This window comes from Agromyces mediolanus (genome assembly GCF_044917495.1).
GTDB classification, from domain to species: Bacteria; Actinomycetota; Actinomycetes; order Actinomycetales; family Microbacteriaceae; genus Agromyces; species Agromyces mediolanus_B.
Window position 1 is genome coordinate 38,371 of sequence record NZ_JAVSSI010000002.1, and the last position, 15,930, is coordinate 54,300.

At 72.4% G+C, this 15,930-nt stretch carries 13 protein-coding genes; 2 read left to right on the plus strand and 11 right to left on the minus strand.

Annotated elements, in window-relative coordinates; genetic code table 11:
* Positions 1-18 precede the first annotated feature (18 nt).
* On the minus strand, positions 19-1,014 hold the full coding sequence (locus tag ROT00_RS02900; protein ID WP_404772197.1) for a hypothetical protein: 996 nt from the start codon (positions 1,012-1,014) through the stop codon (positions 19-21).
* 122 nt (positions 1,015-1,136) lie between these two features.
* The gene (locus ROT00_RS02905) at positions 1,137-2,174 is read right to left on the minus strand and encodes a glycerophosphodiester phosphodiesterase family protein (RefSeq protein ID WP_404772198.1); all 1,038 of its coding nucleotides are present in this window, start codon (positions 2,172-2,174) and stop codon (positions 1,137-1,139) included.
* A 155-nt stretch (positions 2,175-2,329) separates the two neighbouring features.
* Between ROT00_RS02905 and ROT00_RS02910 the strand changes: the two genes are divergently transcribed.
* Positions 2,330-3,133 (plus strand): Bax inhibitor-1/YccA family protein, encoded by an 804-nt coding sequence (locus tag ROT00_RS02910; protein WP_404772199.1) that lies wholly within the window; start codon positions 2,330-2,332, stop codon positions 3,131-3,133.
* An 89-nt stretch (positions 3,134-3,222) separates the two neighbouring features.
* Here ROT00_RS02910 and ROT00_RS02915 read toward each other — a convergent pair whose 3' ends face one another.
* Positions 3,223-4,443, minus strand: a complete 1,221-nt coding sequence (locus ROT00_RS02915) for an RNA polymerase sigma factor (RefSeq protein ID WP_404772947.1) — start codon at positions 4,441-4,443, stop codon at positions 3,223-3,225.
* Positions 4,444-4,576: 133 nt separating this feature from the next.
* Positions 4,577-5,008 (minus strand): YciI family protein, encoded by a 432-nt coding sequence (locus tag ROT00_RS02920; protein ID WP_404772201.1) that lies wholly within the window; start codon positions 5,006-5,008, stop codon positions 4,577-4,579.
* A gap of 440 nt (positions 5,009-5,448) precedes the next feature.
* On the opposite strand from ROT00_RS02920, the gene ROT00_RS02925 reads away from it, so the two are divergent.
* The gene (locus ROT00_RS02925; RefSeq protein WP_404772202.1) at positions 5,449-7,176 is read left to right on the plus strand and encodes a cell wall-binding repeat-containing protein; all 1,728 of its coding nucleotides are present in this window, start codon (positions 5,449-5,451) and stop codon (positions 7,174-7,176) included.
* 24 nt (positions 7,177-7,200) lie between these two features.
* Here the strand turns inward: ROT00_RS02925 and ROT00_RS02930 are convergent, their stop codons facing one another.
* The 7 genes from ROT00_RS02930 to ROT00_RS02960 form a co-directional block, all read right to left on the minus strand.
* Positions 7,201-8,139, minus strand: a complete 939-nt coding sequence (locus ROT00_RS02930) for an L-lactate dehydrogenase (protein ID WP_404772203.1) — start codon at positions 8,137-8,139, stop codon at positions 7,201-7,203.
* A gap of 129 nt (positions 8,140-8,268) precedes the next feature.
* Entirely contained in the window at positions 8,269-9,846 is a 1,578-nt protein-coding gene (gene guaA, locus ROT00_RS02935; RefSeq protein ID WP_404772205.1) for a glutamine-hydrolyzing GMP synthase, read from the minus strand.
* Positions 9,843-10,319 carry a DUF3817 domain-containing protein gene (locus tag ROT00_RS02940; RefSeq protein WP_404772206.1) on the minus strand — a complete coding sequence of 159 codons (477 nt, stop codon included), beginning with the start codon at positions 10,317-10,319 and terminating at the stop codon, positions 9,843-9,845. Before ROT00_RS02940 ends, guaA begins: the two co-directional genes overlap by 4 nt.
* A gap of 9 nt (positions 10,320-10,328) precedes the next feature.
* A complete protein-coding gene (locus ROT00_RS02945; RefSeq protein ID WP_404772208.1) occupies positions 10,329-11,126 on the minus strand; it encodes an SURF1 family protein in 798 nt (265 codons plus the stop codon).
* Between the two features lie 87 nt (positions 11,127-11,213).
* Positions 11,214-12,944 carry a glycerol-3-phosphate dehydrogenase/oxidase gene (locus ROT00_RS02950; protein ID WP_404772209.1) on the minus strand — a complete coding sequence of 577 codons (1,731 nt, stop codon included), beginning with the start codon at positions 12,942-12,944 and terminating at the stop codon, positions 11,214-11,216.
* A gap of 123 nt (positions 12,945-13,067) precedes the next feature.
* The gene (locus ROT00_RS02955; protein ID WP_404772211.1) at positions 13,068-14,192 is read right to left on the minus strand and encodes a GuaB3 family IMP dehydrogenase-related protein; all 1,125 of its coding nucleotides are present in this window, start codon (positions 14,190-14,192) and stop codon (positions 13,068-13,070) included.
* A gap of 22 nt (positions 14,193-14,214) precedes the next feature.
* The gene (locus tag ROT00_RS02960) at positions 14,215-15,915 is read right to left on the minus strand and encodes an ABC-F family ATP-binding cassette domain-containing protein (protein ID WP_404772213.1); all 1,701 of its coding nucleotides are present in this window, start codon (positions 15,913-15,915) and stop codon (positions 14,215-14,217) included.
* Between the last annotated feature and the right edge of the window lie 15 nt (positions 15,916-15,930).

Below are 15,930 nucleotides of genomic sequence, written 5' to 3' on the forward strand. Positions count from 1 at the left end.
CACCCGACCCCGGCAGACTCAGGCCGGCGGCTGGGGCGCCGGAGGCTGAGGTGCGGGCGGCTGCGGCGCCGGCGGCTGAGGTGCGGGCGGCTGCGGCGCCGGCGGCTGAGGTGTGGGCTGACCGTACCCGGGCGGAGGCGGCGGGGTCGGCTGACCATAGCCGGGCTGAGCCGGCCGACCGTACCCGGGCTGAGCCGGCTGACCGTACCCGGGCTGCACCGGCTGACCGTACCCGGGCGGAGGCGGCGGGGTCGGCTGACCGTACCCGGGCGGAGGCGGCGGGGTCGGCTGCCCGTACCCGGGCTGCGCCGGATATCCCTGCTGGCCCGGCTGCCCGTATCCCGGCTGCCCGTACCCAGGCTGCCCGTACCCCGGCTGCCCGTACCCCGGCTGCACGGGCCGCGGCGCCTTCGGCTCGAAGGCGCGGAGGATCAGCGGGATCACGGCGGCCACGACCGCGACGAGCGAGGTCGCGCCCGCCGTGCGCCACCACCAGTCGGGCCAGTCGGGCACGGGGAACGCCGAGGGGATCGAGAGCACGAGCGCGGTGGCCCAGACGAAGACGAGCGTCACGATGCCCGAGATCCGCGTCGCGGTCTTCTTCGCCCGCGCGACGAAGTGCAGCCCGTACAACTGGGTCATCAGGAGGGCGAGCCGCAATAGGATCACGACGGCGAGGAAGCGCCCGATCTGCGCGGCCCAGACCCCCGGATCGGCGGTATCCGCGGGCTGCAGCCAGCCGTTCCAGATCTTCATGAGGCCGATCGCGACGAGGACGACGTTCGTGATCGTCGAAGCTGCGAGGTACCAGCGGTTCGGCCCGTCGGCGATCGTGGTGTCGAGGAGCACCGTGCCGGCGAACACCGCGACGAGCAGCATCGTGAGCCACGCGCGGCCGGCCACGTTGGCCTGGTCGCCGACGATGATGAAGTAACCGCCGAGGAGGGCGGCCGCGACGAGCATGCCGATGGAGAGCCAGAGGGCCGCCTTCGCGACGTTCGAACGCTGGGCCACCTCGGGCTGGGAGTCTGGAGTGGGGCCGGAACCTGGAATCGTGCTGGACATCGTTCCTCCTGTCGGCGCCCGCGCGCCTGGGATCCCCAGCCTAGCGAACGGGCTCCGCGCCGGGAGGGAGATCAGACCGACTGTGGAGAACCCGCTCCGCGGGCCTCCACGCCGAGGTCGGGGTGGTCGACGAAGATCCCGTCGACCCCGGTACCGATCACCGCGCGGAACTCCCCCAGCCAGTCGCCCCAGTGCGCGCGCGCCGCGCCGCGCCGGAAGGCCGGGGCGAGGAAGCGGTTCTCGGGCCGCAGCGTCCACGTGTACACGGCGAGTCCCGCGCTGTGGGCGGCATCCACGAGCTCGGCCCCGTGCAGTGACGCGCCGCGCTTCGCTGCGCCGACGAGGCGGGACTTCGAGACGCTCACCCCGTCGAAGCGGCCGGCGAGCCGCATGAGCCCGGCCTCGGTGACGGTCTCGTCGTAGCTCGTCGCGGCCGCGCCGTCGCGCAGCACCAGGTCCCAGGGCGCGCCCGTCTGCTCGATGAGGAACACCCGGGTGCCGCGCACGCCGCGCTCGGCGAGGCGGTCGAGGATCGTCGGCTCGAAGGACTCCAGGATGAGCCGTTCATCCCCCCGGCCCCAGCCGGCCGCCTCGAGCTCGGCGGCGAACAGCTCGTCGAGCGGCAGCCCGATGCCCGCGAAGTAGCTGGCGTGCTTGAACTCGGCGACGATGCGGAGCAGCCGGTCGGCGTCCGCCGAGGCATCCTCCACGAGCTCGAACAGATCGCGGAGCCGCAGCAGGGGGAAGCGGCCGTCGAAGCTGGCGCTCGTCTGACGGAGCCGGCCGAGGCGCTCGGTGGCCCGGAGTGTGGCGAGCTCCGCCCAGGTGAAATCCTCGGTGAACCATCCGGTGAGCTCGACGCCGTCGACCTCGCGCATCGTGCGGCGGCCCGCGAACTCGGGGCGGCTCGCGACATCCGTCGTGCCGGAGATCTCGTTCTCGTGGCGCAGCACGAGCACGCCGTCGCGGGTGGCGACCAGGTCGGGCTCCACCGCTTCGGCGCCGAGCGCGAAGGCGAGCTCGTACGCCGCGCGGGTGTGCTCGGGACGGTAGCCGGAGGCGCCGCGGTGTCCGATGACGAGCGGATGGCCCGCGGTGTCTGCCAGCATGCGCATAGCGTAGCGACGGCATGGCACCAGAGGATGATCTCCGGTCGATTCTCGGCGTCGTCACGGCTGGACACGGTAGATTCGTAGGAATCCGGTATGCAGCCGCGCCCGGATTCCCCTCCACCCGACGAACGCCGAAAGCAGAGGAACCGTCCATGGCACTCGACAATCCCGCCTTCTCGCGGAACCCCGCATTCTCCCAGCAGGGGGCGGTGGCCGCAGCGCAGGACGTGTCGGCCCAGCAGCTGCAGGAGATGTACGACCGTCCGACCACGCTGCCCGACTCCGAGGTCATGACGGTCGAGAACACCATCTCGAAGACCGTCGCCTCCTTCGGCGTGCTGCTCGTCGGCGCCGCCGCGGGCTTCGCCCTCACCCCGACGATGCCGTGGGTGTTCTGGGTCGGCGCCATCGTCGGCTTCGTGCTCGCGATGGTCAACATCTTCAAGCGCGAGCCCTCGCCCGCGCTGATCCTCGCCTACGCGGCCGCGCAGGGCCTCTTCGTTGGCGGCATCTCGCTGATCTACGAGACCCAGTACTCGGGCATCATCGCGCAGGCCGTGCTCGGCACCCTCGCCGTCTTCGGCGTGACGCTCGCGCTCTTCGCGAGCGGCAAGGTGCGCGCCTCGAAGAAGGCCACCAAGGTCTTCCTCATCGCGATGGTCGGCTACCTGGTCTTCTCGCTCATCAACATGATCCTCATGTGGACCGGCGTGAGCACCGACCCGTGGGGCCTCCGCGGCGTCCAGATCGCCGGCATCCCGCTCGGTCTCGTCATCGGCGTGCTCGTCATCCTGATGGCCGCGTACTCGCTCGTGCTCGACTTCGACGCGATCCAGCAGGGCGTGCGCAACCGCGCCCCGAAGAAGTACGGCTGGTCCGGTGCCTTCGGCATCATGGTCACCGTCATCTGGCTCTACCTCGAGATCCTGCGCTTCATCGCCATCGCGAGAGACTAGCTGCAGCAGCAGCTCGACTGCGCGAACGGGTCGCCCTCGGGCGGCCCGTTCGCCGTTTTCGGGAGCACTCGCCTGCATCCGGCGGCGGCTCAGCCCGCGCCGCTCGCCTTCGCGAGCAGCACGGCGCGCTCCCTCGCGTTCTGCGCGCGCTCCGCGGCGAGCGCGAACTCGGCACGGGCCTCCCCGTCGCGGCCGAGGCGGGCGAGCAGCTCGCCCCGCACGCTCGGCAGCAGGTGGGAGAGGGCGAGCCTCGGCTCCCCGGCGAGCCCGTCGACGATCGCCAGCGCCGCCGCCGGGCCCTCCGCCATCGACACGGCCACCGCGCGGTTCAACGCCACCACCGGCGACGCGGAGAGCTCGGCCAGCGCGTCGTAGACGGCGACGATCGCCGCCCAATCGGTCGCCTCGACCGATGCCGCCCGATCGTGCTCGAGGGCGATCGCCGCCTGCAGGGCGTACGGTCCGCGCCCGCGCCCGATCGCGTCCGCGCGCTCCAGCGCCGCGCGGCCGCGGCCGATCGCCCCGCGATCCCAGCGGGCGCGGTCCTGATCGACGAGCAGCACCGCGTTGCCCTCGGCATCCGTCCGCGCGGGGAACCGCGCCGCGGTGAGCTCCATCAGCGCGACGAGGCCCTGCGCCTCGGGCTCGCGCGGCAGGAGCGCCGCGACGATGCGGGCGAGCCGCAGCGCCTCGCGGCTCAGCTCCGGGCGCATCCAGTCGTCGCCGGCGCTCGCGGCGTGTCCCTCGGTGAAGATCAGGTACAGCACGCCGAGCACCGCATCGAGGCGTTCCGGCAGCTCCGCGCGCGACGGCACCTCGAAGGCGACGCCGGCCTCGGCGAGCGCTTTCTTCGCCCGCACGACGCGCTGCTGCACCGTCGACGCCGGCACGAGGAAGGCCCGCGCGATCTCCTCGCTCGTGAGGCCGCCGACGACGCGGAGCGTCAGCGCGACGCGGGCCTCGCGGCCGAGCACCGGGTGGCAGGCGATGAACACGAGCCGGAGCACGTCGTCGTCGATGCGGTCGGGGTCGTATGGCGGCGAATCCGCCTCGGCCGCGCGCTCGGCTTCGAGGTCGTGGGCGATCGCCGCCATCCGCTCGTCGTAGCGCTCGCGACGCCGCCAGCCGTCGATCGCACGGCGCTTCGCGACCGCGGTGAGCCACGCGCCGGGATTGCGCGGCACGCCCTGCTCGGGCCACTGCTCGAGCGCCTCGGCGAGCGCCTCCTGCGCGAGGTCCTCGGCGAGCGCGAAGTCGCCGACGAAGCGTGTGAGCGCGCCGACGATGCGCGGCGCTTCGATGCGCCACACCGCCGCGACGCGCTCGGCGACCGGGGCCGGCGCCGAAGCTCGGACGGATGCCTCCTCGCGCGCGCCGGAGCGCCGCAGCGACTCCTCGTCGCTGCGGCGCTCCTCGGGCTCGTGGCTCACGCGGCCGCCCGGCTCAGGCCTGCGCGGCCCGCTGGGCCTGCTCCTCGCGCCAGCCCTCCTCCTTCTGCACCCACTCGTTGTCGGCGGGGAAGTCGGAGGCGTCGGTCACCCGGCGCACCTCGAGGAACGCGCCCGGTCCGAGCGGCGCCCGGCTCGCCCATTCGGCGGCCTCGGCCTTCGAGGCCACCTCGATGATCCAGAAGCCGTTGAACAGCTCCTTGATCTCGCCGTAGGGGCCGTCGGTGACGAGCGGGGTCTCCCCGGTGAAGTCGACGACGAAGCCCTCGCTCGCGTCGGACAGCCCCTCGCCCGCGAGCAGCACGCCGGCCTTCATCATCGACTCGTTGTAGCGCCCCATCGCGGCGATGACCTCGGTGAAGTCCATCTCCTCGTAGGCGGCGACGCCGCGCTCGTCCGCACGCATGATCAGCATGTACTTGGTCATGATTCCGTCTCCTGTTCGGATCGATCGGGGCCGGTTCCGACCCTCTCACTCCTGACGTCGAACGGGAAGCCGCCGGATCGACACGAGTGCGAGATTTTCGTACGATCCACCCACCTCGCCGGTTCGAATCGGGGACACCCTTCCATTTCTCCGGCGCCTGTGGTGAGATGCTCACAGGACTCCGCGGCGTCGCGCACGGCGGTGCTCTCGCCACCCACCCCACGCACGCCCGCCAGGAGCCCGCTTTGCCCCATCGTTCCGCATCGCCCCGCCCTCGACGACGCCGTCGTACGGCCGTCTGGCTTGCTGCAGCCGTCGCGCTCCTGCTCGGCATCGGTTCGCCCGCGGTCGCGGCGACGCAGCCTGCCCTGAGCGGCGGCCCGCAGACCGCACGAGTCGCAGGAACGGTCGTCACTCCGGACGGAGTGGGACTCGACCGCGTGAGGTTCCGACTCATCCTGATCGGGCAGGACGGCAGCGAGATCGACTGGGGCGTGAAGCCCTGGAGCGAGACGAAGAACGGCGGCGTCTTCGACCTCTGGAGCCTCCCCGCCGGCACCTACACCATGGAGTTCCGACCACCGGAATCGGCCCGCTTGCTTCCCACTTGGTGGGGAGGCGGCGCCGACCGCGTCTCCGCGACGACGTTCACTCTCGCCGAGGGCCAGCAATTGCTCGGACAACGGATCACCCTCCGGTCCGGCGCATCGATCACCGGCGTGGTCTCCGGCCCCGACGGACGGCCGCTCGAGGGCGCCACCGTCGAAGCGATCCGCAATCCGAGCGGCAGCGAGTTTCTCACGGAGGATCGCACTGCGACGGACAGCGAGGGCAGATATCGGCTCGGCGGCCTCCCGCCGGACGCGTACACCCTGAGCTTCAGCATGCCCGGATACCTCATGGAGTACTGGGACGACCGGCCGACCGCTCAGACCGCCCAGTTCTTCGCCGTTGCCGACGGCGCGACCTTGGCGCGCCGGAACGCGCATCTTGCGACGACCACGCCGACGCTGCGCACGCCCGCGATCAGTCCGCCGTACCCGACGGTGGGCGTGCCGACCACGGTGGACACGGGCCCGGCACCCGCCGGCGTCACCTTCCGGTACCAATGGTTCCGCCAGAATGAGCCGATCGCCGGCGCCACCGGGCGCTCGTTCACGCCCCGGCCGGAGGACTTCGGCCGGCCGCTCCACGTCCAGGTGTTCTCGACCTCGACGCGCTATGCCCCGACGTTCTGGGCCTCGCCGTGGCTGGCGCCGACGATGGAGACGACCCGGATCGCCGGCAACGATCGCTATTCGACGGCAGCGGCGATCTCACGTGCGCACTTCGCGCCGGGAATCCCCGTCGCCTATGTCGCGAGCGGCCAGGCATTCGCCGATGCGCTGGCGGGCGCGCCTGCCGCGGTCCGCGACCGCGCACCCGTCCTGCTCGCCCAGGCCGACGGCCCGCTCCCCGCCAGCACGGCCGAGGAGCTGCGACGCCTTCGGCCGGCGCGCATCATCGTCCTCGGCGGACGCGGCGCGATCGGCGACGCCGCCTTCACCGAGCTCTCGCGACTGACCACCGGGGCCGTGACCCGCCTCTCGGGGAGCGATCGCTTCCAGACCGCCGTCGCGGTCTCACGCGCGCAGTACCCGAAGGGCGCCTCGCTCGTCTTCATCGCGCACGGGATGAAGTTCCCCGACGCTCTCACCGCCGCACCGATCGCGGGGATCTCGAACGCACCGCTCCTCCTTGCCAAGGGAACGCTCGAGCCGGCCTTGACGGCCGAGCTGAAGCGGCTGAAGCCGAAGCGCATCGTCGTCGTCGGAGACGCGATCGACCCCGCACTCGGTGCCAAGCTCGACGCGTACGCGCCCACCATCGACTGGTACCGCGGCGCCGATCGCTATGAGACTGCGGATCTCCTTGCCGGGTGGTTCCCGGGCGAGACCGAAACGCTGTACGTCGCGAGCGGCGTGGATTTCCCGGATGCGCTCGCCGGTGCGGCCGCTGCGGGGAAGAGCCGGAGCGGCATCCTGCTGACCCCGCCGAACGCGCTGAACCAGTACGCGAAGTGGCGGGTCAGGAACGCCTGGGCCGACCGGATGATCGTGCTCGGCGGCCCCGGCGCAGTCAGTGAGGACGTCTTCCGCGCACTCCAGCGCTTCGACTACAGCACCTGAGGCCGAGCCGCGGCGCCGAAAAGGTCAGCCGAGCGCGTCGACGGCGGCGCGGATCGCGTCGGCCGAGGCCAGGAGACGCGCCTCCTCGTCGACGGACATGGGCGTCTCGACCACCGGGCGGGCGCCGTGCGCCCCGACCACCGAGGGCAGCGAGAGCGCGACCCCGTGGATGCCCCGGACCCCGTCGAGCACGGTCGACACGGGCAGCACGGCGTGCTCGTCGCGGAGGACCGCCTCGACGATCCGCGCCCCGCTGAGCCCGATCGCGAGGTTCGTGGCGCCCTTGCCGCGGATGACCGTGTAGGCGGCGTCCCGCACCTCGCCGGCGATCCGATCGAGCTCCTCCCGGCTGAGCGGCTCCGCGCCGCGCCAGTCGAGGATGGGCACCGGGCCGATGCGCGCGTTCGACCACAGCGGGAACTCGGTGTCGCCGTGCTCCCCCACGATGTCGGCGTGCACGCTCGCCGTGCCGACGCCCGCCCGCTCGGCGAGCCGCCAGCGCAGGCGGGAGGTATCGAGCACCGTGCCGGAGCCGAAGACGCGCTCGGGCGGCAGCTCGGTGATCCGGCGCGCGACGACGGTCATCACGTCGGCCGGGTTCGTCACGATCACGAACACCGCCTCGGGCGCCCGTTCGAGGAGCGTCGGCATCAGTCGCTCGAGGATTCCGGCGTTCGTGGCCGCGAGCTCCATGCGCGACTGGCCGGGCTGCTGCTTCGCCCCCGCGGTCACGACGATCACGTCGCTGCCCTCGACGACGGCCGGGTCGGCCCCGCCCGAGACGGCCGAGCCGGTGAACTGCGTGCCGTGCGCGAGGTCGAGCACCTCGGCCTCGACCTTCTGCTCCGCGATGTCGTAGAGCGCGACCTCGGCGGCGCTCTCCCGGATGAGCGCGGCGTACGCGAGGCTCACCCCGACGCTGCCTGCGCCGACGACGGTCAGTTTCGTGCGCGAGTTCGCCATGCCGCCATCCTGCCCGCCCGCGGCGCCGACGGCCAGTGCCTGCGCGCTGCGTCCGCCTCCCGCGACGGCGCGCGGACGACGGAGGGCGCGGTCAGCAGACCGCGCCCTCCGGATGCCGGGTCTCCCCGGTCACTCCCACTCGATGGTGCCCGGCGGCTTCGACGTGACGTCGAGCACGACGCGGTTGACCTCGCGCACCTCGTTCGTGATGCGGTTCGAGATCTTCGCGAGCACGTCGTACGGCAGGCGCGTCCAGTCGGCGGTCATCGCGTCCTCGCTCGAGACCGGGCGGAGCACGATCGGGTGCCCGTAGGTGCGGCCGTCGCCCTGGACGCCGACCGAGCGCACGTCGGCGAGCAGCACGACCGGGCACTGCCAGATCTCCTGGTCGAGACCGGCGCGGCTCAGCTCCTCGCGCGCGATGGCATCGGCCTCGCGGAGCAGATCGAGACGATCACGGGTGACCTCGCCCACGATGCGGATGCCGAGGCCGGGCCCCGGAAACGGCTGCCGGCCGACGATCGCCTCGGGGAGCCCGAGCTCGCGGCCGATCGCGCGGACCTCGTCCTTGAAGAGGGTGCGCAGCGGCTCGACGAGCTCGAACTGCAGGTCTTCGGGGAGTCCGCCGACGTTGTGGTGGCTCTTGATGTTCGCCGTGCCTGCGCCGCCGCCGGACTCGACGACGTCGGGGTAGAGCGTGCCCTGCACGAGGAACTTGATCGGGGTGCCGTCGGCCGCGGCCTCGGCGAGGAGGTCGCGCTCCGCCGCCTCGAAGGCGCGGATGAACTCGCGCCCGATGATCTTGCGCTTCTCCTCGGGGTCGGTGACTCCGGCGAGGGCGTCGAGGAAGACGTCGGCGGCGTCGACCGTGACGAGACGGACGCCCGTCGCGGCGACGTAGTCCTGCTGCACCTGCTCGCGCTCGTCTTTGCGGAGGAGGCCGTGGTCGACGAACACCGCGGTGAGCTGCTCGCCGACGGCGCGCTGCACGAGCGCGGTCGAGACGGCCGAGTCCACGCCGCCCGAGAGCGCCGAGATGACGCGGGCGTCGCCGACCTGCTCGCGGATGCGGGCGACCTGCTCGGCGATGACGTTGCCCGAGTTCCAGTCGGCGGGGATGCCGGCGGCGCGGTGCAGGAAGTTCTCGATGATGCCCTGGCCGAACGGCGAGTGCTTCACCTCCGGGTGCCACTGCACGCCGTAGAGCTTGCGCTCGTCGTTCGCGAAGGCGGCGACCGGCGTCGACTCGGTCGAGGCGAGCACCTCGAAGCCCTCGGGGGCGCGCGCGACGGAGTCGCCGTGGCTCATCCACACCGTCTGCCCGGCGGGCTGGTCGACGAGGAGCGCGTTGCCGTCGGCGTCGGTCACGTTCGCGTGGGTCGCCCCGTACTCGCGCTGACCGGTCTGGGCGACCTCGCCGCCGAAGTGCTGCGCCATGACCTGGAAGCCGTAGCAGATGCCGAGGGTCGGCACGCCGAGCTCGAGCACCTCGGGGTCGAGCCGCGGGGCGCCCTCCTCGTAGACCGAGCTCGGCCCGCCCGAGAGCACGATGCCGATCGGGTTCTTGGCGCGCACCTCCTCGGCGGTGACCGTGTGCGGCACGATCTCGGAGTACACGGACGCCTCGCGCACCCGACGCGCGATGAGCTGCGCGTACTGGGCACCGAAGTCGACGACGAGGACGGGACGCTGTTCGGTCTCGCTCACTGGGCGGCCTCCACGGGCTGGTTGTCGGAATCTGCGGCCTCGGCCTCGCGGCGGTCGAGGTAGCTGCGGACCTCGCGACCGATCTTGGCCTCGAGGAAGAAGGAGAGGAACGGCACGATGCCGCCGAGCGCGATGAGGATGAACCGCGTGAACGGCCAGCGCATGAGGCTCCACAGCCGGAAGTCGCTGAACAGGTAGACGACGTAGAACCAGCCGTGGGCGATGAGGATGCCGGTGGAGAGGTTCACGCCCGAGCCGGTGGACTCGAGGCCGTTCGCCGTCTCGATCACGGGCTCGAAGCTGAGCAGGCCGTTCGGGCCGAACCCGTAGAGCTCGAAGTGCCAGACGTACTTCAGCAGCATCTCGGCGCAGAGCAGGAGCAGCATCACACCCGTGATGACCGACGCGACCTGGTAGAACTTCAGCGCCCCGCGGATGCGCGGCAGATCGGCGAGTTTGGGCTCGAGGGGCATGCCACCAGTCTACGCGGACTGGCTGAGCGCCTCCGCCTCGTCGCGTTCGCGCTCGACGGCGTCGCGCACGAGCCGGTACCAGAGGTAGATCGCGAAGCCCGCGAAGACCACCCACTCGACCGCGTAGAACACGTTCAGCCAGTTGAGCTCGACCGTCTGCTCGGGCGGCGGCGAGTGGATCGCGTCGAGTCCGGGGGCGGCATCCTTCGCCGTGACGTAGCCGAAGTACGCGGGCCGGTCGTCGAAGTCGGCCCAGAGGTTCACGAGCTGCGCGACCGCCACCGTCTTCATCTCGAAGGGGTCGGCGTCGTCGGCCGGCGCCATCGGCGCCTCGCTCGGCAGGAAGCGGCCGACGAGGGTGGTGTCCGCGTCGGCGATCCCCCGCTCGAAGTCGGCGAGCGCGCGCTCGGCCGTCTCGCGGTCGGGCGCCCAGCCGAGGGCGACCGGCAGCCCGCCGGGCGCGCCGTCGGTGACCTCGAGGTGGGCGACGACCCAGGTCCCCGCGACGCCCTCGTTCAACCGGCCGTCGATGAGCACGGTGTCGCCGGGCACGAAGCGACCGGTCACCTCGACCATCTGCCCGGTCGCCCGCTGCTCGGTCGGCACGTCGGGGGCGGCGAGCCCGGCGAAGGGCAGCACCTCCTCGGTCGGGCGGACCTCGACCGTCGCCTGCTCGACGGCCCGCTCGACCTGCCACTGCCCGAGCAGGGCGAAGGCGGCGGCGATGCCGAGGGCGAGGGCGAGGGCGAGCAGCCACCGCGGGCGCACCATCATGCGCAGCACGGCGCGGCGTGAGTCAGCGGACACGATCACCGAGCCTACCCGGCCGCGGCTGAGGAGGAGGTGGGTGCCCGGCGGGCGCCGACGTGCGATCCGCCCCGGGGGCGGGCCCGCTCAGTCGACCCGGACGATGTCCGGCGCCTCCAGGCGGACGCGGTCGGCGGAGGCGTCATCGGGCTGCTCCTGCGACGCTCGCTCGGCCTCGACCCGCTGCAGGTAGCGCTCCACCTCGAGGGTCTCGCGGGCCTCGTCCCAGCCGAGCACCCCGCCCATGAGCTTCGCCGCGACCGGTGCCGCGGAGACGCCGCGGTCCCACGCCTCGATCGAGATGCGGGTGCGGCGGGCGAGCACGTCGTCGAGGTGCAGGGCGCCCTCGTGCGAGGCGGCGTACACGACCTCGGCGGCGAGGTAGTCGTCGGCCCCCGGCAGCGGCTCGCCGAGCGAGGGGTCGTTGCGGATGAGGTCGAGCAGGTCGTCGGTCATCGTGCCGTAGCGGTTCAGCAGGTGCTCGATGCGCACCTTGTGCACGCCGAAGGCGCGGGCGATCTTGCCGCGCTTGTTCCACGCGGCCTGATAGCCCTCGGCGCCGAGCAGCGCGATGTCCTGCGTCGCCGACGGCGGGATCTTGCCGTCGAGCGCGTCGACGGCCGCATCGATCGCGTCCTTCGCCATCACCCGGTAGGTCGTCCACTTGCCGCCGGCGATGACGACGAGGCCGGGCACCGTGTGCGCGACGAGGTGCTCGCGGGAGAGCTTCGAGGTCTGGTCGCTCTCGCCTGCGAGCAGCGGCCGGAGACCGGCGTAGACGCCCTCGACGTCCTCCCGCGTGAGCGGCACGCCGAGGACCGAGTTCACGTGCTCGAGCAGGTAGTCGATGTCGGCCGCGGTCGCCGCCGGGTGCGCCTTGTCGAGGTTCCAGTCGGTGTCGGTGGTGCCGATCAGCCAGTGCCGTCCCCACGGGATGATGAAGAGCACGCTCTTCTCCGTGCGGAAGATCATGCCCATCGCCGACTGGATGCGGTCGCGCGGCACCACGAGGTGGATGCCCTTCGAGGCGCGCACCTTGAAGGTGCCCCGCTCCCCCACCATGCGCTGGGTGTCGTCGGTCCAGACGCCCGTCGCGTTCACGACCTGCTTCGCCCGGATCTCGAAGTGCTCGTCGGTCTCGAGGTCGTGCGCCTGCACACCGACGACCCGCTCGCCGACCTTCAGGAAGCCCTCGACGTTCACCCGGCTGGCGACGTGCGCCCCGTAGAAGCTCGCCGTGCGGGCGAGCGAGGCCACGTAGCGGGCGTCGTCGACCTGGGCGTCGTAGTAGGTGAGGCCGCCGACCAGGGCGTCCTTCGAGAGCGAGGGGATGGCGCGCATGACCTGCCGCTTCGACAGGTGGCGGTGGTGCGGGACGCCCGGAGGGCGCCCGCCCGTGTAGCTGAAGATGTCGTAGAGCATCATGCCGGCGCCGATGTAGACGCGCTCGAACACCCGCTTCTTCAGCGGGTAGAGGAAGCGCACGGGCTTCACGAGGTGCGGGGCGATGCGCTGCAGCAGGAGGCCGCGTTCGATGAGCGCCTCGCGGACCAGCCGGAAGTCGAGCTGCTCGAGGTAGCGGATGCCGCCGTGCACGAGCTTCGAGGAGCGGCTCGAGGTGCCGCTCGCCCAGTCGCGCGCTTCGAGCAGCCCGGTCGAGAGGCCCCGGGTGACCGCGTCGAGCGCCGACCCCGTGCCGACGATGCCGCCGCCCACGACGAGGACGTCGAGCTCCTTCTCCTTGAGCCGGGCGATCGCCGCCGCACGCTCCTCCGGGCCGAGCTTCGCCGACCGTGCCACCGACTTGAGCTTCGCCATCGTCGCCTCCCCAGACGTCGCGTACCGCGCTGCCTCCACGCTACCCGAGATCGCGCGGCCCGCGGCCGGGAACTCGAATGCGCTCAGCAGCCGTTCAGCCGGCGACGCTGAGGGGGACGGTGCTCAGGCGCCCTGGTACGGGGCGACGACGACCTCGACCCGCTGGAACTCCTTGAGGTCGGAGTACCCGGTGGTCGCCATCGACTTGCGGAGCGAGCCGACGAGGTTCGCGGTGCCCTCGGCGTTCGGCGCCGGGCCGTAGAGGATCTCCTCGAGCGGGGCGACCTGGCCGACCTGCACGCGCTTGCCGCGCGGGAGCTTCGGGTGGTGCGCCTCGGCGCCCCAGTGCCAGCCGCCGCCGGGCGCGTCGGTCGCCCGGGCGAGCGCCGCGCCGAGCATGACCGCGTCGGCGCCGCAGGCGATCGCCTTCACGATGTCGCCGGATGCCCCGACGCCGCCGTCGGCGATGACGTGCACGTAGCGGCCGCCCGACTCGTCGAGGTAGTCGCGGCGCGCGCCCGCGACATCCGCCACCGCGGTCGCCATCGGCGCGTGGATGCCGAGCGAGGCGCGCGTCGTCGAGGCGGCGCCGCCGCCGAAGCCGACGAGGACGCCGGCCGCGCCCGTGCGCATGAGGTGGAGCGCCGCCGTGTAGGTGGCGGCCCCGCCGACGATCACCGGGACGTCGAGCTCGTAGATGAACTTCTTCAGGTTCAGCGGCTCGACGTTCTTCGAGACGTGCTCGGCCGAGACGGTGGTGCCGCGGATGACGAAGAGGTCGACACCCGCCTCGACGACCGTCGAGTGCAGCTCGGCGGTGCGCTGCGGCGAGAGCGCGCCGGCGACGGTGACGCCCGCGGCGCGGATCTCGGCGAGCCGCTCGCGCACGAGCGCGGGCTGGATCGGCGCGGCGTAGAGCTCCTGCATGCGGACCGTCGCCTTGTCGGCGGGGAGGCTGCGGATCTCGGCGAGCACCGGCTCGGGGTTCTCGTAGCGGGTCCAGAGGCCCTCGAGGTCGAGCACCCCGAGGCCGCCGAGCTCGCCCATCATGATCGCCGTCTTCGGCGAGACCACGGAGTCCATCGGCGCCGCGAGGAACGGGAGATCGAACTGGTACGCGTCGATCGACCACGAGACGGAGACGTCCTCCGGGTCGCGCGTGCGCCGGCTCGGCACGATGGCGATGTCGTCGAACGCGTAGACACGGCGGCCTCGCTTGGAACGGCCGATCTCGATCTCCTGGCTCACCGTCCCAGCCTACCCGGGAGCCTCATCGGGTGCGCGCCACGCGGCGCTCGTCCCAGACCGGGGCATCCGTCTCGGCGACCTCGCCGTCCTCGCGGAAGACGAGGAAGCGGTCGAAGCCGCGCGCGAACCAGCGGTCGTGCGTCACCGCGAGCACGGTGCCGTCGAAGCGGGACAGCGCGTCCTCGAGGGCCTCGGCCGAGACGAGGTCGAGGTTGTCGGTCGGCTCGTCGAGGAGCAGCATCGTCGCCCCGGACAGCTCGAGCAGCAGGATCTGCAGGCGCGCCTGCTGGCCGCCCGACAGGTGCTCGAAGCGCTGCTGGGCCTCGCGGGCGAGCCCGTAGCGGTCGAGCGCGGAGCTCGCCTGCTCGCGCGCGAGGCCCGGGCGTTCGGCGTCGCCGCGGAACAGGATCTCCAGGAGCGTCCGCCCCCGGAACTCCGGATGCTCGTGGTTCTGCGCGAACCAGCCGGGCACGACCCTGGCGCCGAGCACCGCCCGCCCCGAGTGCGGCACCCGGGCGAGCCCGGCGGTCGCCTCCGTGCGGTGGCCCTGCATCGGGTCGGGGTCGCTGCCGCCGCCCGCGAGGAGCCGCAGGAAGTGCGACTTGCCCGAGCCGTTGGAGCCGAGCACGGCGACCCGGTCGCCGTACCAGACCTCGAGGTCGAACGGCCGCATCAGCCCGCTGAGTTCGAGCCCCTCGCAGACGAGGGCGCGCTTGCCGGTGCGGGCGCCGCGCAGTCGCATGTCGACCTCCCGGGCGGGCGGGCGCTCCTCGGGCGGCCCGGCCTCCTCGAACTTGCGCAGGCGCGTGACGGCGGCCTGGTACCGCGACGCCATGCCGTCGTTGTACGTCGCCTTCACTTTCAGCGTCGCCACGAGCTGCTTCAGCGCGGCGTGCTGCTCGTCCCAGCGCCGGCGCAGCTCGTCGAGCCGCTCGAAACGGGCCTCCCGCGCCTCGTGATAGCCCTCGAATCCGCCGCCGTGCACCCAGGCGGTGTTGCCGCCCCCGCCGAGCTCGATCGTCACGATCCGGTCGGCCGCACGGGCCAGGAGCTCCCGGTCGTGGGACACGAGGAAGACGGTCTTCGGCGTCTCCCGGAGCCGGTCCTCGAGCCAGCGCTTGCCCGGCACGTCGAGGGAGTTGTCGGGCTCGTCGAGGAGCAGCACCTGCTCGGGGCCGCGGAGCAGCGCCTCCAGGGCGAGCCGCTTCTGCTCGCCGCCCGACAGCGTCGCGAGCTCCCGCCAACGGGCGCGCTCGAACGGCATGCCGAGCGCGGCCTCGGTGCAGTGGTCCCAGACGACCTCCTGCTCGTAGCCGCCGGCCTCCGCGTACTCGGCGAGCGCGGCCGCGTACCGCATCTGCGCCGCGGTGTCCTCGTGCTCGATGAGCGCGTGCTCGGAGGCCTCGAGCTCGAGCGCCGCGACGCGGATCCGCTCGGGCGCGACCGAGACGAGGAGTCCCGCGACGGTCTCCGCGGCGCCCTCGGCGGTGCGGCCGGTGCCGATGAACTGGTCCATCACGCCGAGCCCGCCCTCGACCCGCACGCTGCCCTCGTCGGCGGCGAGCTCGCCGCGGACGATCCGCAGCAGCGTGGACTTCCCCGCCCCGTTCGCGCCGATGAGCGCGGTCGTACGGCCCTCGGTCACCCGGAAGGCGAGGTCGGCGAGGAGGGGCCGCCCGTCGGGCAGCGAATAGGAGACGCCGTTGACGTCGATGAATCCCATGTCGAGACATCCGTT